The following is a 20,675-nucleotide window of genomic DNA, read 5'->3' on the forward strand; positions in this document are numbered from 1 at the left end:
AAAAAATTTGTGTGCTTAATTTAAATCAATCTTTTTTTGCGAGCGCTGCGAAGACTAAATTCTCTAAAAAATCTTTTACGCTTGCGTTATCTCCTTTGCCTCCAAAATCTGTTAAAGATGGTAAATTAGTCATGAAAAAATCTTGATAATGAGCCATTTCTATCATCGTACTTGATAATGATTTCGGATATTTATAATTTGGGTTATACGCTTTAAATAACTCGCTAATATTATAACAAAGCTTTTTATAAGGTAAAAATAATTCCTCTTTATTGTCTTCAGTTACATGCTTTGTTAAATAAACTTTCGATGATTCTGAAACGATGATTTCATGTAAGTCATCAATAGCTATGTCGTAATTGTTAACGTGGTTAGCATCTAATTGCCAAGTTAAAATATCGATGGTAATTTTTATTTTTGTACTATAACCGGTAATGTTGTGTGTGTTAAACATTACTTGGTAATCGAGCCAGTGAAAGTACCAACAAACAATGTAGTTTAGCAACTTATGCTTATTCTCAAAATACCGGTAAATAGTTGCTTCAGTTGTGCCAATTTCTTCGGCTAACTTTTTAAAGGTAAATAATTCAAAACCAATTTTCCTGATTAAGCCTACACCATTTTTAATTACTTTTTTCCCAATTACACTGTTTTCTGGATCTTTAAGAAATAAATTTGGGTTCATTTCGGGATGTAACTGCCACTGCATATTTTTCTATTTGGTCAAATATAGCCTAAAAAACGAAACTAGATTTTTACTATTTAATTACGATAGTATTACTATTATTTTATGAAGTACTACATATATTTGGAGGATTATGCTATTTGTATGTCAGAAAATACTTCTTTAAAAGGAGCGATAAAAAAACTTTTCAACTTAATTAATCTCGAAAAATCTGAGATTAAGAACGTGTATATCTACGCGGTACTTAACGGTGCAATCATTCTTTCACTTCCTTTGGGCATCCAAGCCATTATAAACTTAATGTTTGGTGTTAACCTCAGTACATCATTAGTTGTGATGATTGCGTTGGTTATTTTCGGTGTTTTGCTAAATGGGATATTTCAAATTAAGCAAATGCGGGTAATTGAGAAATTACAACAGCGCATTTTTACCCGTTTAACCTTTGCTTACGCTTATCGCATACCAAAAATAAACTTAATTAGTATTGATAAGTATTATTTGCCGGAGCTTGTAAATCGCTTTTTTGATACCGCAACACTACAAAAGGGTTTATCAAAATTGTTGTTAGATTTGCCTACCGCCACCATCCAAGTTTTATTCGGTATCGTTTTATTAGGGTTTTATCATCCAATATTTGTGGTTTTCGGAATTACACTGCTTTTAGTTGGCATCGTAATATTTTATTCCAGTAGCTCAAAAGGTTTTACCAGTAGCATCGAAGAGTCTGATTATAAATATAAAGTGGCTTTTTGGTTAGAGGAATTGGCGAGGAGCATTAAAACATTCAAATATCACCAACAAACTGATTTACATTTAAAACGGACCGACGATCTTGTTGGTGGCTACCTAAATTCGAGAAATAATCATTTCTCGGTTTTGTTGCTTCAATACAGGGTAATAATTGGTTTTAAGGTAATTGTAACGGCGGCAATGCTGGTTGTGGGTGCTTTCTTATTTATAAATCAGGTTATTAATCTTGGTCAGTTTATCGCCACAGAAATTATCATAATTACGATAATTAACGCCATGGAAAAACTAATTATTAGTTTAGAAGTGGTTTATGACGTGCTCACAGCATTAGAAAAAATTGATAAAGTTTTAGAAAAACCTTTAGATAACGACAGCGATGAACTTATTACTTTAGAAAATTGGTTGCCTGTTGATGGATTAAAGGTTACCGCAACTAATTTAAACTTTGGCTTTGAGGATGAGAATTTGATTCTTAAGGATATTAATTTATCCATAAATGCTGGTGAAAAAGTTTGCATTTATGGTGCGCAAGATTCTGGTAAATCTACTTTAATTAAATTATTAACAGGTTTATGGCAGAATTATAACGGCGGGTTAATGATCAATAATATTCCCGTCCGCAATATTTCCCCATCAGTTCTTCATCACGAAATCTCTTTTTATTTAACAGATGATGAGCTTTTTACCGGCACTTTAATTGAAAATATCACGCTAGGAGAAAAAGATATAGATTTTAATGAACTGCAAAAGGTAATTGAACTTGTTGGATTATCAGATTTTGTATCCCGCAAAAGAAAAGGATTTGAAACGGTTTTAGATTCGCAAGGTAAAAAGCTTTCGTACAATATTGTGCAGAAGATATTACTTGCAAGGTGTTTGTATAAAAAACCATCGCTGTTACTTTTAGAAGACGGATGGATGTACATCGATGAGGAATCAAAAAATAAAATTATTGCCTATTTAACCTCAAAATCTACAAATTTTACAATGATAGCCGTAAGTAACGATCCAGCTTTTATGGCCAAATGCGATAAAACCTTTATAATGGATGGCGGTAAAATAAACGGATACGACCATGTTTCTACAGGATAAAAAATATACCGATAAAATGATGCAGTTTAACGCTTTTGCTAAAGTGATTAAACAAGGCAAATCAAATAGTTTGGCCAAAATATTTGGTTTGGCGTGTATTATAGGCATTGGCGTTTTATTACTCCCGTGGACACAGAATATAAAATCTAAAGGCATTGTTTCTACACTTAGCCCGCAACAAAAGCCACAGCAGATAAACAGTATAATTGCTGGCCGAATAGAAAAATGGTACGTTGCAGATGGTCAAAAAGTGAAAAAAGGCGATACCTTACTTCAAATAAGCGAAGTTAAAGAGGATTATTTAGACACTAGCTTGTTAGATCGTGTAAAAGAACAAATTACAGCAAAAAGCCAAACCAAAGATTTTTATGCACAAAAAGCAAATGCAGCCAAAGATCAACAAAGTGCGTTAAACCAATCGTTGAAATACAAATTGGCGCAAACTAAAAATAAATTAAAGCAGTACACGCTTCAAGTTGTATCAGATAGTATTGCATCCAAAGTGGCAAAAAAACAGTATGATATTGCAGCAGAACAAGTAGATAGGCAAAAAAAACTTTACGAAGCTGGATTAAAATCTTTAACAGATTTTGAGCAGAAACAACAATATCTTCAAGAGGCATTGGCAAAAAAAATCAGCTCAGAGAATAAATTTTATAGTGGTAAAAATGAGCTTTTAAATATTAAGTTAGATTTACTCGCATCTGAGCAAGAGTATAACGAAAAAATATCAAAAACAGAGGGCGATCAATTTACGGCGCTGTCTCAGGTTTCTGCTACCGATGGTGAAGTGGCCAAGCTTAAAAATCAGTATGCAAATTATAAAAAACGGCAGGGTTTTTACATCATAACTGCGCCGCAAGATGGGCAGATGATGCGATCGGCAAAGGCTGGAATTGGCGAAACGGTAAAGGAAGGCGAGCAATTAATGCAAATTGTGCCCAGCCGTTTCGATCCTGTTGTAGAAATGTTTATCAACCCTTTAGATGTTTCTTTAGTTAGCATTGGCGAAAAAGTACAAATTCAATTTGATGGTTTCCCGGCTATCGTTTTTTCGGGCTGGCCCGATGCTTCTTACGGTATATTTGAAGGCAAAGTTGTAGCCATTGACCAAGCTATTAACGTAAACGGACAGTTTAAGGTTTGGGTTGCGCCATCTGGAAATGATAAATGGCCTAAAGAAATTAGATTTGGTTCGGGTACGCAAAATATCACGTTGTTAAAAGATGTTCGGTTGGGTTATGAATTGTGGAGGCAGATTAATGGTTTCCCGCCAGATTTTTATCAGGCACCAAAAACCGAAAAGAAAGGAACAAATGAAAAGTAAATTCTTTTTTAGCCTACTTTTTTTGCTGATTAATGTGGCTGCCCAAGGTAAAAATTTGCAAGACACACTTTTTTATAAAAACTTTTTATCAATTGTTAAGGCTTATCACCCAATAGCTCAACAAGCAAATTTGCTTAGCGGCTTGGCACAAGCAAAAAGAACGAAAGCATTGGGTGGTTTCGACCCAAAAATTGAAGCAGAATTTGACCAAAAATACTTTAACGGTACAAGATATTATTCGTTTTTTACGCCACAATTAAAATTGCCTTTGTGGTATGGTGTCGAGTTAAAAGGATCGTATTCTACCGCAGATGGTGTTTACCTTAACCCCGAAAGTAAATTGCCTAAAGAGGGCTTGGCATACGCGGGCATTAGTTTTAATTTAGGTAAGGGTTTGTTTATTGATGAACGGCGTGCAGACTTGAAAAAAGCCCAAATTTTTGCCGAATCGTATAAAAATGAAGGGGCAATTGCTTTAAATGATTTGTTTTTAGATGCTGGAACGCAGTATATTGATTGGCAAACAAAATACAAACTGGTTAAAGTTTATCAAAATGCCTTAAAATTGGCTAAGGAAAGGCAAAGAGCTGTTATACTCAGCGTTAAAAACGGAGATAAGCCTGCAATTGATAGTGTAGAAGCACTTTTAACCGTTCGCCAACGAGAAATTAGTTTGCAAGAAGCCAACTTAGATTTTAAAAGTAGTCAGCAACTTTTAAGTGATTTTTTATGGCGCAATAACAACCAAAATATAGATGCAAATAAGTTGGAAATTGTACCTCAAGATTTGTTTATACAACCCGTCGATGTAAATGGCGGTATTAGTGATAATCCAAAACTATTAAACTACGATTTTAAGATTAAAGAACTGAATATCGAAAGAAAATTAAAAGCAGATAATTTAAAACCTGAATTAAAAGTACAACTCGGCCTTTTAAATGAAGGCAAAACTTTTATCGGGCCAATTAATTCGGCCTATTATCAAAATAATAATAAGGTAAATGTTGGATTCTCGTTTCCCCTTACCCTTGCAAAAGCTAGAGGTGATTTGGCGGAAACAAAAATTAAAATTAAACAGACGGAGCTGGCACAAATTGATTTAAGAAACCAGTTAACGAATAAAATTACGCAGAATAATTTTGAAATCGCTACGCTGGAAAGTCAGATAAAATTATTGCAAAGTACATATACTTTTTCCAACCAACTTTTAACAGGTGAAGAAACTAAATTTAAATTAGGAGAAAGCTCTTTGTTCCTAATAAATTCTCGAGAAAATAAATTAATAGAGGTAACCGAAAAACTACTAAATACCGAGTTTAAATTACATAAAGCTAAAATTAAAAACCTTTGGATTTTGGGTAATATTGGTGGCAGTATTGATGATGAGCCAGATGTAAATTTGTTGAAATAAATGTAAAATATTATGATTGATGCTTTAATTCCATTGCTCTCACTAATCGCACTCGAAGTTATTCTAGGTATGGATAATATCATTTTTATATCTATCCTTGCCGATAAACTTCCCGAAGAGAATAGAAATAAGCTTCGTTATTGGGGTATTGGTTTAGCAATGGTTATGCGCCTTTGTTTATTGGCGGTAATTTCGTGGATTTTAAAGTTAGACCAAACCTTATTTACATTGTTCGACATTGAATTTTCTGGTAAAGGTTTAATTTTAATCGGTGGTGGATTGTTTCTGATCTACAAAAGTACCAAAGAGATTTATCACAATACGGAGGTGGCTAGTAATGGCGGTTTACCTGTTACTCATGTAAAGAGTTTTGGGAAACTTTTAACCGAGGTAATTATTTTAGATTTGGTATTCTCCATCGATTCTATTATTACAGCAGTAGGCATGGTGCAAGAATTATGGATTATGTACACTGCAGTTATTGTAACAGTGGTTATTATGCTAATTGCATCCAAACCTATTTCCGAATTTATTAGGAAACATCCTTCCTTTAAAATATTGGCATTGTGTTTTTTGATGATGATTGGTTTAGCTTTGATCGCCGAAGGCTTTCATTTTCAGATACCAAAAGGTTATATTTATTTCTCGATGGGTTTTGCCTTTTTAGTTGACATTATACAAATGAAGGTGATTAAAAACAAGGTTGCCTAAATACTGGTAATTCGCTCCATTTTATTTTCAACTATTTTGCTATAAATATGCTATCCTTATTTGGATTAAATCTAAAGAAAGATTAACTTGCGCTAGATTTACGGAGCGATGATGATTTCTAATCATTTTTTAAAGGTTCGGAAAATTATTAATACCGCAAAAAGATGAAACTTTCGCATTTAAAAGTTGGGCAAACAGGAACAATAGTTGCATTTACAGATTTAGAAATGTCTGTTAAATTGATGGAAATGGGATGTTTGCCAGGTGAAATGGTAGAAGTTGAGCGTTTTGCGCCTTTTGGCGATCCAATGGCTATTAGAGTAGCGGGTTATCAACTTTGTTTACGTAAAAGCGAAGCCTCGGTAATTATTATTCAATAAACACTTTCATTTTGAACCTTAGAATTGCATTAGTTGGTAATCCCAATACAGGTAAATCGACCCTTTTTAACCGGTTAACTGGTTTAAATCAAAAAATAGGGAATTTTCCGGGTATTACAGTTGATAAAAAACTAGGCTATGCTAAACTAAATAACGGTAAACAAATTGAACTTATCGATTTGCCGGGTACATATAGTTTGTATCCAAAAAGTGCCGATGAGGGTATTGTATTTCAGGTTTTAGCCGATCATAAAAATTCTAGTCACCCCGATGTTGTTGTGTTAGTTGTAGATGCTTCTAACCTCAAACGCAATATGCTTTTATATTCGCAAGTTGCAGATTTGGGTATTCCGATGGTTTTGGCATTAAACATGGTCGATCTTTCGGATAAACAAGGTGTAAAAATTGATGCGAATGCCTTAGCAACTAAACTGGGCGTTCAGGTTATTCCGATTTCGGCTAGAAATAATGTGGGCATCCATTTACTAAAGCAGGCGATAGAAAATACTAGTATTGCTACTCAAGTTAAAGAAGTTGATGTAAATTTTCTTGCTCCAGATGCCATAAACGCAGTTAAAAAGAGAATAAACTCAGATAACGATTATTTTGCGTTACAGGTTTTGCATCAGCATGAGCATTTAAAATTCTTCACAGAAAGTGAGCAGGCCGATATCGAACAAATAGAGAAGTCACATCATTTTGAGTCATCAAAAATACAAGCTGCCGAAACAATTGCCAGATATAAACATTTAAGCGGTATTTTAAGTAGCGTGGTTACCGAGAATGAACAGATACAAAAGTTCTCTTTCAGCGATAAGTTAGATACAGTTTTAACCCATAAAATTTGGGGATTTGCCATTTTCTTATTGATCCTATTTATCGTTTTCAACGCCATATTTGCTTGGTCTTCTTATCCCATGGCATGGATAGAAAGTGGTTTTGGCTGGATTACAGAAACCGGACATAATTATTTGCCAGCAGGTATGTTAACCGATCTTTTGTTGGATGGTGTTATTGCAGGCTTGGGTGGTATATTTGTTTTTATTCCTCAAATTGCAATTCTTTTTGCTTTTATATCCATTTTGGAAGATACCGGTTACATGGCCCGTGTTACTTTTATGATGGATAAAGTAATGAGCAAGGTTGGTTTAAACGGTAAATCGGTGGTGCCAATGATTGGTGGTTTGGCCTGTGCGGTACCTTCCATTATGGCTGCTCGAAATATTGAAAATTGGAAAGATAGGATGATTACCATTATGGTAACGCCATTAATAAGTTGCTCTGCACGTTTACCAGTTTATATTTTACTTATTTCGTTAATTATCCCATCAAAAACAATTTTTGGTATCATCAGTTTGCAAGGTTTGGCCTTAATGATTATGTATTTAATCAGTTTTGTTGCTGCTATTGTGGTGGCTTGGGTCATGAAGATCATCATCAAATCGAAAGAAAAATCATACTTTATTATGGAGTTGCCAGTATATCGTATGCCCCGTTGGAAGAATGTTTTCTATACCATGTTCGAGAAATCTAAAACGTTTGTTTTTGAGGCGGGTAAAGTTATTATCGCAATTTCTATTATTTTATGGGTTATGGCTTCTTTCGCGCCAGGAAATAGGTTTGAAAAAATTGATGCAAAATATGTCTCAACTTTATCAGATACCACCAAAAATCTTACGCATACAAAAACTTTAATTGCCTCAGAGAAATTAGAAAATTCTTACGTAGGTATTTTGGGGCATGCTATAGAACCAGCCATTAGGCCTTTAGGTTACGATTGGAAAATAGGCATTGGTTTAATCACATCTTTTGCTGCCCGCGAAGCTTTTGTTGGTACGATGGCTACAATTTACAGTGTAGATGGGGGCGAGGGCGATCAAGCCACTATAAGTCAGCGTATGAAAGCTTCTGTAAATAGCAAAACCGGCTTACCCGTTTACACCTTCGCAACCGGGATATCTTTAATGTTATTTTACGCCTTCGCAATGCAGTGCATGAGTACCGTTGCGGTTGTTTACCGAGAAACAAAGGGTTGGAAATGGCCAGTTATTCAGTTAACTTACATGACGGCAATGGCATACATAGCTGCACTAATTGCTTATCAGCTTTTAAAGTAGGTTATTGCCCAAAAATTTTTTTCCCCTAAACCCCCAAAAGGGGATTTTTAGGCGCAATGCAAATCGTAGCGTTTCGTCTCTAGCTTTTTTTTAGCCTTTAACTTTCAACTTTTTTTCCCAAACCCCAAAGTGCGCATTTAGACGCTAAACATAACTATCTTTAATCTTTTTATCGAACGGTGCCAACTCATATCTCATCACTTATATCTCATAACTACTAGCCAAGCTCAATCTGCCTTTTAATGCTTTCTTCTAACGATATTAAAGTTTCCGTGCGTTGAATGCCATTTACAGCTTGAATTTCTTCGTTTAGCACATGGCGTAAATGATTCGTATCTCTGCAAATAATTTTGGCGAACATACTGTAAGCGCCCGTGGTATAATGCAATTCAACAACTTCTTTAATTTTACTCAATTGCGCAACAGCATCTTTATACTGAATTCCTTTTTCTAAGTAAATTCCTAAGAAAGCACAAATATCATAACCAGCTTTCTGCGGATCTATAATTAAGTGGGAACCCTTTATAATACCCATTTCTTGCAATTTTTTCATTCTAACATGAATCGTTCCACCCGAAACAATTAAATCTTTTGCAATTTCTGTGTAAGGTTTTGTGGCATCCTGCATCAATTGCTTTAAAATATCAATGTCTAGGTTGTCAATTTCTAAATTGGGATTGTCTTTTTTAAGCATATTTTTGAATTTTCATAAGCGAATTTACAAATAATTATCAATATTATAAAAATAAAATTAATTGTTTAAAAAATTTGCAAGGTATTGCAGGTTCTATTACATTTGTAGTAAGCAATAACAAAAAAAGGATCGTTCTTTAACAATTGCTAAACATAATGTAGGGTGGTGAAACAGGCAGACACACCTCCTTGTCTCGGTGGCGGAGAAATTGGAAAATCAGTAATGACTAACCACTCCTTGAAGGTTCGATTCCTTCCCCTACAGCAACTAAGTATTAAGTTGTACGTAATAGGTTGTAAGTTTTAAATACACATTTAGCTTATTACTTAAAACCTAACACTTATAACTAAGTTAACAATGTTGGGTGGTGAAATTGGCAGACACGCCTCCTTGTCTCGGTGGTGGGGAATAATGGGACAAACGCAGTTTATTGGGTTGACCACAATTAATTTTTTGAATTGTAGCTAACTACCCCTTGAAGGTTCGACTCCTTCCCCAACAGCATTTTTATGAATAATAAGTTAGTTAATTGAGCAGTCCTGGATAGGTTGCTCTTTTTCTTTTTAAAGGTATTTTAAATGCAGACTATATAAACTTTGTTTACTTAGTTATTAAAACCTATTTTTGAATAAATATATAATAACAATGTACGATATTTTAAAAAATACACACTCTGGATGGCGTTACGTGGTTTTCATTTTATTGATTATCGCAGTAGTAAAAGCATTAATAGGTTGGATGGGTAATAAAACTTATACCGAAGGCGACAAAAAGTTAAACCTTTTAACCTTCGTAAGTGCTCATATTCAACTGCTAATGGGTTTAGCCTTATATTTTTTAGGCAATTGGTACAAAGTTGATAGCAGTAATGCAATTGGCCGGTATTGGAAAATGGAACACATCAGCATGATGATTATTGCCATAATTTTAATCACTGTTGGTAATGCGAAATCCAAAAAAGCAGTTGATGGTGTCGCTAAACACCGTACAATAGCACTGTTTTTCGGCATTGCGCTAATTATAATTATCGTCGCAATTTTGTTAATGACCAAAAGTATCCCCGGAACAACATTTTTCGGAATGTCTTAAACGGTAGATTTAATAAAATTTGGTTATTTCAAAATTCTTTATATTTTTGCTACTTATGATTAACAATATACATTCATGGCTTTGGCAAAGTAATTCAACACGGATTGCGCTGGCTGCGTATGCAAAAATATAAGTTTATCAACCTAAACCTAAAGTAACCATTAGAAGCCCGGCGTAGAACCACACGTCGGGCTTTTTATTTTTTAAAAATAAGCCTTGAGTCTTTTACCTTACGTCTTACACACTATAAAATGTTTAAAATAAACACAACATATAAAAAAATTTTAGCAGATACCACTACGCCAGTAAGTATCTATTTACGCTTGCGCGATATTTATCCAAACAGTATTCTTTTAGAAAGTTCTGATTACCATAGCCGCGAAAATTCCATGAGCTTTGTTTGTGCAGAACCTGTAGCAGGAATAATTTTAAAAGGTACGCGCTTAGAAACTTATTTTCCCGACGGTACAGTAAATATTACCGAAAGCAAAAACTTGTTACAAGAAATTGCCGATTTTAAAGAGAAGTTTAAAGAAACGGAACTGCCCGAAATTAAGTTTATTTCTAGTGGGTTGTTTGGGTATTTTACTTGGAATGCAGTGCAACATTTTGAAGATATAAAATTTACTTCCGTTACGCCTGAGGGTGAAGAGATACCCGAAATGCAATACCATCTATATCGCTATATTATTGCGATAGATCACTTTAGGAATGAAATTACTTTGTTTAAAAACACTTTTGATGGCGAGGAAGATGGTGGTTTAGAAAAAATGGAATACCTTATTCAGAACAAAAATCATCCTGAGTATAAATTTCAAATAAAGGGTGAAGAAACCTCAAACTTGACCGATGCAGGTTTTATGGGCCTTGTAGAAAAGCTTCAAAAGCATATTTTTAGGGGTGATGTTTTTCAAATTGTTCCGTCGAGAGCATTTAAACAATCTTTTTTAGGCGATGAATTTAATGTTTACCGCTGTTTAAGATCCATAAACCCATCACCTTATTTGTTTTATTTTGATTATGGAGATTTTAAACTTTTCGGTTCATCGCCTGAGGCACAAATAACCATTAAAAACAATACGGCTAATATTTTTCCAATTGCTGGTACTTTTAAACGTACGGGTAATGATGTTGAGGATGCAGAACAGGCGAAAAAATTAGAAGAAGATCCTAAAGAAAGTGCTGAACATGTGATGTTGGTAGATTTAGCGCGGAACGATTTAAGCAGACATTGCAATAGAGTAGAGGTAAAATCATTTAAAGAAGTGCAATATTATTCGCATTTAATTCATTTGGTAAGTAAAGTTAGTGGGCATTTGCAAGACAATGTTAGTGCATTTAGTGTTGTTGCAGATACATATCCTGCCGGAACATTAAGTGGAGCACCAAAATATAAAGCAATGCAATTGATCGATGAAAATGAAAAATTGGGACGAAATTTTTATGCAGGCGCAATTGGTTTTATGGGTTTTAACGATGATTTTAACCACGCAATTATGATTAGAACTTTTATGAGTAAGAACAATGAATTGCATTATCGTGCGGGTGCGGGTATTGTAGCCGACTCGGTGCCAGAAAGCGAAATGCAGGAAGTAAACAATAAAATTGCTGCACTTCGTAAGGCTATTGTTATGGCAGAGGGAATTTAGACCCCAACCCCAGCCTGTCCGGCAGGCAGGCCTAAAGGGGCTTTGTATAGTTGTAAATAAGAAATATAACAAAGATGTTATTTTCCATAAATGGAAAACAAATATAAAATTAAAGAAATGGATAGTAACAATATTCCCTCTTCAGAGAACAAGGGCGTGGTTTTAGTAATTGATAACTACGATAGTTTTACTTATAATTTAGTGCATTTGATTAATGAAGTAGGTTACGAAGCAGTGGTTTGGAGAAACGACAAATTCGATTTGGATGATGTAGAAAAATTCGATAAAATTCTTCTTTCGCCAGGGCCTGGAATTCCAGAAGAAGCTGGTTTATTATTGGATGTAATAAAAAGATACGCGCCTACTAAAAGTATTTTTGGCGTTTGCCTTGGTCAGCAGGCAATTGCCGAAGCATTTGGTGGTACTCTATTAAATTTAGGCCGACCAATGCACGGTATTGCTACGCCAGTAACGGTTGTAGATGGCGAGGAATCATTATTTTGGGAGTGCCCACAAACCATAAATGTTGGTAGATACCACAGTTGGGTTGTTAGTAATAATAATTTTCCTTCATGCTTAAAAATTACGGCGAGAGATCATAAAAATGAGATTATGGCGCTTCGACATGAAAGTTTTGATGTTCGAGGGGTTCAGTTTCATCCGGAGAGCGTACTAACGGAGTATGGAAAGCAAATGATGGAGAATTGGTTGAGCCCCCCGGCCCCCTAAAGGGGGAGAAATAACCCCCAGCCCTGCCTGTCCGGCAGGCAGGCCCTAAAGGGGAGCTTAAAAGCAAGTGGGAATAGCAAATAGGATATAAAGAGAATAAAATATTACATGAACGATAGAAATTCAAGTCCCCCTTTAGGGGCGGATGGGTCTATTTTAGACCGAATTGTACTAAGAAAAATGCAAGAAGTTGCTGAAGCTAAGCAATTGGTTTCGATACAAGATTTAGAAGATGAAGCGTATTTTAAAAGAACACCACTTTCTTTTAAAGAGTTCTTATTGGCAGAAGATCGGACGGGAATAATTGCAGAATTTAAACGTCGTTCACCGTCTAAAGGATTAATTAATGGCGTAGCAGATGTTGCCGAGGTAACTCAAGCCTATAATAACGCTGGCGCTTCTGCACTTTCGGTTTTAACTGATGTAGATTTTTTTGGCGGCAAACGTGATGATTTGTTAATGGCAAGAAAGGAAAATGATATTCCAATTCTCCGTAAAGATTTTATAATTGATGAGTACCAAATTTTGGAAGCTAAAGCTTGGGGTGCTGATATTATTTTATTAATTGCATCAATTTTAACACCTCAGCAGATTATTGATTTTGGGAAATTCGCTCAGAATTTGGGTTTAAACGTGCTTTTAGAAGTTCATAATTTAGCAGAGTTAGAAAGAAGTATTTGCCCTAATTTAAATGCTATTGGCGTAAACAATAGAAACTTGGCCGATTTTACAGTAGATATTCAGACTTCGTTTGATTTAGTAAATAAAATTCCGAATGAGTTTTTAAAAATTTCGGAGAGTGCAATTAGCGATCCTAAAATAATAAAAGAACTAAAAATTGCAGGTTTTAATGGCTTTTTAATTGGCGAAAATTTTATGAAAACGGATGATCCGGGGAAAGCTATAAAAGAGTTTGTTGCGGAGATGTAGGTTTATCATCTGTGAAAGTTACTAACGCTAATGGGCAAGGTGCTTATCAGAGTTAGTAACTTTTCGTTTTTAAACTTCGCTAGGAGCAGGCTTTTCTTTAACGCACGGCTTTTGCTTAAATAAGCCCGATTGGATGAATGCCGTTTTTCTCGGCAGTAAGGAAAGCGGGGCTTCGATTATTAACTGCTTCTTACGTTAGCTTTCAAATATTAATAAAACATTTATTACATCTTAATGGTTTTTTTTTGAAACTGCACAATTGCAAATTTTGTATATTTGAACTTATTACATGGGAAAACAAAAAACGTATGATACTGCAGTAAAGCAGGAGCGGGCAATATTAGTTGGAGTGGTTACGCCAGGCGAAAAGGAAGAACAGACTAAAGAATATTTAGATGAGCTTGCTTTTTTAGTAGAAACGGCTGGTGGTTTGGTGGAGAAAAACTTCACGCAAAAAATGCTGAAACCAGAACGTGCAACTTTTGTGGGTACAGGAAAACTGCAGGAAATTAAGGCTTACGTAAAATCGGAAGAGATTGATACCGTGATTTTTGACGATGAACTTTCTCCATCTCAATTGCGAAATATTGAGCGCGAAATAGGCGTTAAGATTTTAGATCGGAGCAATTTAATTCTGGATATTTTTGCGAGCAGGGCACAAACTGCGCAAGCGAGAACGCAAGTAGAACTGGCGCAACTACAATATATGTTGCCACGTTTAACGGGAATGTGGACGCACTTAGAACGCCAAAAAGGTGGTATTGGAATGCGTGGGCCGGGTGAAACGCAGATTGAAAGTGATAGGCGGATTATTTTAGATAAAATTTCGTTGTTGAAAGAGCGTTTAGCCTTAATTGATAGACAAAACGAAACGCAACGCAAAAATCGTGGTCAGTTGATAAGAGTTGCACTTGTTGGTTACACAAACGTGGGCAAATCGACCATTATGAATATGCTTGCCAAATCGGAAGTTTTTGCAGAAAATAAACTTTTTGCAACTTTGGATACGACGGTTAGAAAGGTTGTGATTGAGAATTTGCCGTTCTTACTTTCGGATACAGTTGGTTTTATTCGCAAGCTCCCTCACCATTTGGTAGAGTGTTTTAAATCTACTTTGGATGAAGTTAGAGAAGCGGATATATTGATTCACGTGGTTGATGTTTCGCATGCAAACTTTGAAGATCAGATACATATTGTAAATGAAACTTTGAAAGATATTGGCGCAATTGATAAAGACGTTATTTTAGTTTTTAATAAAATTGATGCTTATGTACCACCTGAAGAGGATGATTTAGTTGCTTTGGAGAAAGGAAAGATGAGCCTTGCTGATTTTAAAAAGAGTTGGATGAGTCATGGTAAATTTCCGGTGCTTTTTATTTCGGCAACTGAAAAAGAAAATATAGAAGAATTTAAAACATTACTTTATGATAAGGTAAAAGCTGCGCATATTGCAAGGTATCCTTATGATAGTAATTTGCTTTATTAGATACAGAATAATCAAGGAACAATTATCTTCGAAGAATTACCAAAAAACAATAATCAATTATCAAACTAGCGGAGTTTTATATAAGAATTACCAAGAAACAATAATCAATTATCAAATTAACGTACTTTTTTAGAAGAATTTCAAAGGAACAATAATAAAAGAATTACCAAAAAACAATAATCAATTATCAAAATAGCAGAGTTGTTTAAAACAATTACCAAAGAACAATAATCAAACTAGCGTAGTTTTGTAAAGGAATTACCAAAAAACAATAATCAATTATCAACTTAGAATAGTTTTATATAAGAATTACCAAGCAACATTAATCAATTAGCATTTGTTTTTTTAATTATAGCGTTGAAAATGAGCATAAGTTGTTTTGCTTCGTCTGCTAATTGTAATTTGGTAACTGCGAGCTCGGGTTTGTCTTCAATGCCAATCAAATTTATCCATAATACGGTTTCTTTAGCTTCTTTTCTACAAACTTTAATCCGATAAATAAAATCTGCTTTGCTTAAAGCTTCGTTGGCTTCAATATAATTTGCTGCGACAGAGCCCGATGATCGAACGACTTGTTTTATGTCTTGAACATTGATTGTATGATGTGTTACATTTTTACAATATGCTCTTACGGCTTGGGCGAATCGAAATGTTCTATCTTCTAAATTAAAATTAGTTTCACTCATAACTGATAACTTTGGAAGTTACAAAACGACCTCTTTTGAAGAATTAAGGCTTTCAGAATTTGATATTTGGTCTGTTCTTAAATAAATATAGTATTTTTACATCAATAACAAAACATCGATTATTTTTTAAAGTTCATAAACTCAGTTTGCCCGTAATTTGGATCTGCTTTTTTGAATTTTTCTAGTTTGATAATTGTTTTTTGAAATTTGATAATTTTTAAAAATATGGAAAGTAAACGTCAGCAAAAATTTGCAGGAGTACTACAGGAAGAGTTGGCACAAGTTTTTCAGCGTGATGGAGGTGCTTTTTTACCAAACACATTGGTAACCATTACGAGGGTTAGGGTATCGTCTGATCTGGCTGTCGCGAAAGTTTATCTAAGCTTTTTTAATACCACTAACACCGAACTTTCGATTAACACCGTAAACGCACATACCGGAGAAATAAGGTATAAATTGGGCGCACGAATTCGCCATCAGGTTAGGGTAGTGCCCGAGCTTACTTTTTTTGTTGATGATACAAATGAATATGTAGAGCGTATGGATACTATTTTTGATAAAATAGCGAAAGAACCTAGACAGCCAGAGGAAGAAAGCGAATAATTTGTAGTGAAATTATTGAGAGAACCTGTCAACTTTTTTACGCATTTTATCCCTGCGCTAATTGCTGTTCCGGCAGGATATATTTTGTTGCAGAAATGTAATACACCATTACAATTTACCGCCGCGTGGATTTACGGAATTTGTACATTAATTCTTTTTGGAGTAAGTGCCATTTATCACGGTTACCCGAAAACAGATTACGGTATTCGCTTTTGGCAAAAATTTGATCATTGTTGCATCTATTTAATGATTGCGGGATCTTATACCCCAACTGCTTTATTGGTTTTTGATGGCTGGTTGCGATGGACTTTGTTTGCTATTGTATGGATTATTGCAATAACAGGCTGCTTATTAAAAATTTTTAACCGTTTAAAAAGCAACGCTATTTCCTTATCTATTTATATTTTAATGGGTTGTCTAATTATTCCATTATTACAAAAAATGCTATTAACGTTGCCGATAGGGGCAATTTTTTGGTTAATATTTGGAGGCGTATTTTACATTTGTGGCACTTATTATTTTGCGAAAGATAAACAAATGTACAAATGGATGCACAGCCATGAACTTTGGCATTTATTTGTAATTGGAGGTGCTGTTTCTCATTATATTTACAATTACGCTTACATTTTCGCCAATTTATTATGATCGATTTCGAAAAAATTATTCAATCTGAAGCTTCATCTTTTCATCAAGTAGTAGATTTTGATCGAGCTGAAGATAAAATAGTTGCCTTAACTTTTACAACGAGCAATACCGAGGTAAACAGCGAGATTTTAAACAATACAGGTTTATTTTGCGATTGGATTAATAACCAAATGATTAAGAATGGCGCAAGATATGCAATGGGTGGTTACGATGAACATAGAACCATTTATGCCAGAAGTGCCCATTTTAGTGGCGCTGAAGAACCTCGACGATTGCATTTGGGTGTAGATATTTGGGCGGATGCAGGTACGCCAATTTATAATTTTTATGATGCGCATGTACATAGTTTTGCCAATAATGATCATTTTGGCGATTATGGTGGGACAATTGTTTTAACCTATATTATTGATGGTTTTAAATTTAATGTTTTATACGGACACTTAAGTTTAGCATCTTTAAAAGGATTATCAGACGGTGATTTTATCCCCAAGGGGAAACTGTTTGCTACTTTTGGTAAACCAGAAGAAAACGGACATTGGCCACCTCATGTTCATTTTCAGATTGTGATAAATATGAACAACCTAAAAGGTGATTATCCTGGCGTTTGTAAATTTAGTGAACGCGAAAAGTATTTGCAAAATTCTCCTAATCCAGCTCTAATTTTAAAATATAATTTTTAGATTAGGTCTTGTGAAAATCAATAATCACTTAAGCTTAAACTTTTTAATATGAATTTACGTTAATCAAAGTTATGAAGAAGCTAATTTTTATTGCCTTTATACTACTAAGCAACTTGGCATTTGCGCAAGTTCAATTTAAATCAGATTCGCCTAATATAGAATCTTTTTTAACTGCGAAAACGGTTTACCCAATGTACTCCAAACAAAATTGTATTCAGGGTACTGTTGTAGTAAGTTTTAAACTCAATGCCAATGGCGAAATATATTCTTCTAAAATTAATCAAAGCGTACTGGGCGATTTAGATGAAGAAGCCTTAAGGCTAATTCGTTTAACGAGTGGGAAATGGCAAGTTTCTGCTGGTTATGATACTGCTACAAATATCAATCAGCGGATAAACTTCGTGCTTTTAGGTTTTAATTGCGAATCGAAAAGTGCCAGTGAAATTACAGCTTCAAAAATGGCTTATCAAACGGAAAGTAACTTAATGGATGCAGTAACGAATTTTTATAAAAATAAAGATAAATCTACGCCAGCACAAGAAGCGCAGATTATTGCAATTAAAAATCAGTTGGGTATTGATGATGATTATTTGGAAAGTAGAATAAAGAATGGTTTACAAAAATATAAACAGGGCGATAAGCAAGGTGCTTGCGAAGAGTTCAGTTTTGTGAAAAATACAGGCAGTAAACTTGCTGATGAATACCTAAACAAATATTGTAATTAGAATGCGTAACACAATCAGAATTTTTGCTCTTTTGGATATCATCAGTATCATCTTTTTAGCACCATCATTTTATGAAATTATTACCCATTTAAATCAAATTCCGGCTGAATTTTTATCTCAAGCACGCGTAATTTTAACTTTGCCTTTATTTATTTCACTTTTTATAAGTGCTGCGGGCTTAATGCTTTTCAAAAAATTTGGGTTCATTACTTACTACTTGCAATTTCCTTTCCGATTGGTGGTTTGGGTATTTTCAATTGGTTTTATTACTTTTTTGCCTGAGTGGTTTAAGCTCGGTGAAAATTGGTTCAATGTGCTTTTTAAAATATGCTTTATTGCAGAATTTTTCAGACTATACTTTACGATTCAAATTCAGAAGAAGCGATTGAGTTAATCTGGATTGGGCAAAATAATTGAAATGGCATCAACTACTATTTCTGCCTTCAAATCATTTATTTTACCCATATATTCGCCATCTATTTGAAAATGAACTTTACTTTTCGAATGTATAGTTAATTTAGACGTTTGAAAAACTTCAATCTTTTTAGGGTTAAAAGGGAGTTTAGTAAACCATATTTTTAAAATCTCTAAGTACGAATAATCTTTAACGATTACTACCTCGAACAGTTTGTCATCTAACTTCCCATGTGGATTAATTTTTAAACCTGTACCATACATTGTAGCATTTGCAATGGCAACCATAGCTGCTTGCGAGGTTACTTTTTTTCCGTTAATGTTTAAAGCGACTGCCATTTTTTTAGAACGCCATAAGGCTTGCCACGTCGCTTTCGCATAGCCCCACATGCCACGTTCTGGTAACGAATCGAATCTCTTAACCAGGTATGCATTAAAACCTAAATCGGATAAATGAATGCAAATTTCTTCGTTAATTTTTATCAAGTGGATTTTCTTAGCCGAACCATTCTCGGCAATTCCCAAAGCCAAATTCACATCTTCGGGGATATTTAACTCTTTAGCCATTCCATTCGCCGAACCTGCGGGAATTATACCAATAGGCGTATCTGAATTTACTAAGCAGGTTGCCACCAATTTTACAGTTCCATCGCCACCTACCGCAATTACTCGATCGGCTTTAGCACCTTTTATCGCAGCTCTAATTTTAGTTAGGTCGCAATCTTTAGGTAGTTCATAAACATCAAAAGCTGTCTCCTTTCCTTTAAAATATGTTGCAATTAAGGTTTTATAATCAGGAGCATCTCCGCCCGAACCCGGATTAATGATGAAAAATAATTTCATAAATTTTCTGCTATTTATTAACAAACAACTTTGCATGTAGTCTGTTTTAACGATAATGAATTCTACGGTTGTAAAAGTTTATCATGGTTATGGCCATACGCAAAATTTGGTGGTGTATGGGCACGTATTCAAAAGTAAAGCAAAAACCAATCAGGTATATAGCAACAATATTTTTGTAAACATTATCCATTTGTTAAAACTTTTTATCTTAAAGCCTTTTCCATTTGTAGATGTAAGATTGCATTTTTTCGGTCAAACTATAGAGAATAAAACAGAAGCTGATGGTTTTTTTAAATTTGAATGGGAAGCGAATGAAAATATTCCAGCAGGTTGGCACGAAGTAGTTGTTGAAGCAGTAAACAAGAACAACAAAGTTTTGAGCTCGGGAACTGGCAAAATTTATGTTCCACATATTACACAATATGCTTTTATTTCTGATGTTGATGATACGGTTATGATCTCACATTCGGCCACTATTGGGAAAAGATTACGAGAACTTTTTATTAAAAACCCACACACGCGCAAAACTTTCCCCAATGCTTCGTCTCATTACAAACAGTTGGCGCTCGCTTACACCAATGCCGATCAACCTAATCCATTTTTTTACGTAAGCAGTAGCGAATGGAATTTATATAATTATTTGATCGAAACATTTAAATTTAATCACCTTCCAGATGGCGCTTTTTTGCTAAATGCCATAAAACAATGGAAAGATTTATTCAAGACAGGTAAAACTGGTCACGAAGGTAAATTATTGCGCGTTATGCGAATTTTAGATGCCTTTCCGAATCAAAAATTTGTGTTTTTTGGTGATAATTCTCAACAAGATCCGTCAATTTATGCTACCATAATTGAAAAATATCCTAAAAATATCGAAGCTGTTTACATCAGAAATATACGGCCGAGTAAGGAAATCGCAACTCGGGAGATATTAAATAGAATTGAATCAAAAGGCGTTCAAACCTGTTTATTTATACATAGTGAAGAAGCAATTGAACATTCAAAAGGAATTGGATTGATAAAATAGTT

Annotated in this window: 21 protein-coding genes and 1 tRNA gene; 18 read left to right on the plus strand and 4 right to left on the minus strand. The window is 34.6% G+C overall.

Annotated elements, in window-relative coordinates:
- Nucleotides 1-25 precede the first annotated feature (25 nt).
- Nucleotides 26-709: a helix-turn-helix domain-containing protein gene (locus tag EZJ43_RS01310; protein ID WP_133260849.1), complete on the minus strand. Its 684-nt coding sequence runs from the start codon at nt 707-709 to the stop codon at nt 26-28.
- 81 nt (nt 710-790) lie between these two features.
- Between EZJ43_RS01310 and EZJ43_RS01315 the strand changes: the two genes are divergently transcribed.
- From EZJ43_RS01315 to feoB, 6 genes are all read left to right on the plus strand, one after another.
- Nucleotides 791-2,527 (plus strand): peptidase domain-containing ABC transporter, encoded by a 1,737-nt coding sequence (locus EZJ43_RS01315; protein WP_133260850.1) that lies wholly within the window; start codon nt 791-793, stop codon nt 2,525-2,527.
- On the plus strand, nt 2,511-3,854 hold the full coding sequence (locus tag EZJ43_RS01320; protein ID WP_133260851.1) for an HlyD family secretion protein: 1,344 nt from the start codon (nt 2,511-2,513) through the stop codon (nt 3,852-3,854). Before EZJ43_RS01315 ends, EZJ43_RS01320 begins: the two co-directional genes overlap by 17 nt.
- Nucleotides 3,844-5,265 (plus strand): TolC family protein, encoded by a 1,422-nt coding sequence (locus EZJ43_RS01325; protein ID WP_165953064.1) that lies wholly within the window; start codon nt 3,844-3,846, stop codon nt 5,263-5,265. Before EZJ43_RS01320 ends, EZJ43_RS01325 begins: the two co-directional genes overlap by 11 nt.
- Before the next feature lie 12 nt (nt 5,266-5,277).
- Entirely contained in the window at nt 5,278-5,976 is a 699-nt protein-coding gene (locus EZJ43_RS01330; RefSeq protein WP_133260853.1) for a TerC family protein, read from the plus strand.
- 164 nt (nt 5,977-6,140) lie between these two features.
- Nucleotides 6,141-6,356 (plus strand): FeoA family protein, encoded by a 216-nt coding sequence (locus EZJ43_RS01335; protein ID WP_133260854.1) that lies wholly within the window; start codon nt 6,141-6,143, stop codon nt 6,354-6,356.
- Between the two features lie 11 nt (nt 6,357-6,367).
- Nucleotides 6,368-8,473, plus strand: coding sequence for a ferrous iron transport protein B (feoB, locus tag EZJ43_RS01340; protein WP_133260855.1), 2,106 nt, complete (start codon nt 6,368-6,370; stop codon nt 8,471-8,473).
- Nucleotides 8,474-8,690: 217 nt separating this feature from the next.
- Here feoB and EZJ43_RS01345 read toward each other — a convergent pair whose 3' ends face one another.
- On the minus strand, nt 8,691-9,167 hold the full coding sequence (locus EZJ43_RS01345; RefSeq protein ID WP_133260856.1) for an Lrp/AsnC ligand binding domain-containing protein: 477 nt from the start codon (nt 9,165-9,167) through the stop codon (nt 8,691-8,693).
- Between the two features lie 156 nt (nt 9,168-9,323).
- On the opposite strand from EZJ43_RS01345, the gene EZJ43_RS17010 reads away from it, so the two are divergent.
- The 6 genes from EZJ43_RS17010 to hflX all read left to right on the plus strand — a co-directional run bounded on the left by EZJ43_RS17010 (nt 9,324) and on the right by hflX (nt 15,050).
- A tRNA-Asp gene (locus EZJ43_RS17010) sits at nt 9,324-9,431 on the plus strand.
- 381 nt (nt 9,432-9,812) lie between these two features.
- Nucleotides 9,813-10,256: a cytochrome B gene (locus tag EZJ43_RS01350; protein ID WP_133261139.1), complete on the plus strand. Its 444-nt coding sequence runs from the start codon at nt 9,813-9,815 to the stop codon at nt 10,254-10,256.
- 251 nt (nt 10,257-10,507) lie between these two features.
- Complete coding sequence (locus EZJ43_RS01355; RefSeq protein ID WP_133260857.1) at nt 10,508-11,905, plus strand: anthranilate synthase component I family protein; 1,398 nt, start codon at nt 10,508-10,510, stop codon at nt 11,903-11,905.
- A 117-nt stretch (nt 11,906-12,022) separates the two neighbouring features.
- Complete coding sequence (locus EZJ43_RS01360; RefSeq protein ID WP_133261140.1) at nt 12,023-12,634, plus strand: anthranilate synthase component II; 612 nt, start codon at nt 12,023-12,025, stop codon at nt 12,632-12,634.
- Between the two features lie 108 nt (nt 12,635-12,742).
- Nucleotides 12,743-13,564, plus strand: a complete 822-nt coding sequence (gene trpC / locus EZJ43_RS01365; RefSeq protein WP_133260858.1) for an indole-3-glycerol phosphate synthase TrpC — start codon at nt 12,743-12,745, stop codon at nt 13,562-13,564.
- A 289-nt stretch (nt 13,565-13,853) separates the two neighbouring features.
- Nucleotides 13,854-15,050 (plus strand): GTPase HflX, encoded by a 1,197-nt coding sequence (gene hflX, locus EZJ43_RS01370; protein ID WP_133260859.1) that lies wholly within the window; start codon nt 13,854-13,856, stop codon nt 15,048-15,050.
- A gap of 326 nt (nt 15,051-15,376) precedes the next feature.
- Here hflX and EZJ43_RS01375 read toward each other — a convergent pair whose 3' ends face one another.
- Complete coding sequence (locus EZJ43_RS01375) at nt 15,377-15,736, minus strand: four helix bundle protein (protein ID WP_133260860.1); 360 nt, start codon at nt 15,734-15,736, stop codon at nt 15,377-15,379.
- Between the two features lie 225 nt (nt 15,737-15,961).
- On the opposite strand from EZJ43_RS01375, the gene rbfA reads away from it, so the two are divergent.
- The 5 genes from rbfA (at nt 15,962) to EZJ43_RS01400 (ending at nt 18,783) form a co-directional block, all read left to right on the plus strand.
- Complete coding sequence (gene rbfA, locus EZJ43_RS01380) at nt 15,962-16,339, plus strand: 30S ribosome-binding factor RbfA (RefSeq protein WP_133260861.1); 378 nt, start codon at nt 15,962-15,964, stop codon at nt 16,337-16,339.
- 6 nt (nt 16,340-16,345) lie between these two features.
- A complete protein-coding gene (gene trhA, locus EZJ43_RS01385) occupies nt 16,346-16,984 on the plus strand; it encodes a PAQR family membrane homeostasis protein TrhA (RefSeq protein ID WP_133260862.1) in 639 nt (212 codons plus the stop codon).
- Nucleotides 16,981-17,664: a peptidoglycan DD-metalloendopeptidase family protein gene (locus tag EZJ43_RS01390; RefSeq protein WP_133260863.1), complete on the plus strand. Its 684-nt coding sequence runs from the start codon at nt 16,981-16,983 to the stop codon at nt 17,662-17,664. Before trhA ends, EZJ43_RS01390 begins: the two co-directional genes overlap by 4 nt.
- Before the next feature lie 71 nt (nt 17,665-17,735).
- Entirely contained in the window at nt 17,736-18,389 is a 654-nt protein-coding gene (locus EZJ43_RS01395) for a TonB family protein (RefSeq protein WP_133260864.1), read from the plus strand.
- Between the two features lies 1 nt (nt 18,390).
- Nucleotides 18,391-18,783 carry a hypothetical protein gene (locus EZJ43_RS01400; protein ID WP_133260865.1) on the plus strand — a complete coding sequence of 131 codons (393 nt, stop codon included), beginning with the start codon at nt 18,391-18,393 and terminating at the stop codon, nt 18,781-18,783.
- On the opposite strand, the gene EZJ43_RS01405 is transcribed toward EZJ43_RS01400, so the two are convergent.
- Nucleotides 18,780-19,646, minus strand: a complete 867-nt coding sequence (locus EZJ43_RS01405) for a diacylglycerol/lipid kinase family protein (RefSeq protein WP_133260866.1) — start codon at nt 19,644-19,646, stop codon at nt 18,780-18,782. The two genes, EZJ43_RS01400 and EZJ43_RS01405, sit on opposite strands and share 4 nt — an antisense overlap.
- A gap of 55 nt (nt 19,647-19,701) precedes the next feature.
- On the opposite strand from EZJ43_RS01405, the gene EZJ43_RS01410 reads away from it, so the two are divergent.
- Nucleotides 19,702-20,673, plus strand: a complete 972-nt coding sequence (locus EZJ43_RS01410) for an App1 family protein (protein ID WP_133260867.1) — start codon at nt 19,702-19,704, stop codon at nt 20,671-20,673.
- Nucleotides 20,674-20,675: the final 2 nt, after the last annotated feature.

This window comes from Pedobacter changchengzhani (genome assembly GCF_004354365.1).
Taxonomy (GTDB): Bacteria; Bacteroidota; Bacteroidia; order Sphingobacteriales; family Sphingobacteriaceae; genus Pedobacter; species Pedobacter changchengzhani.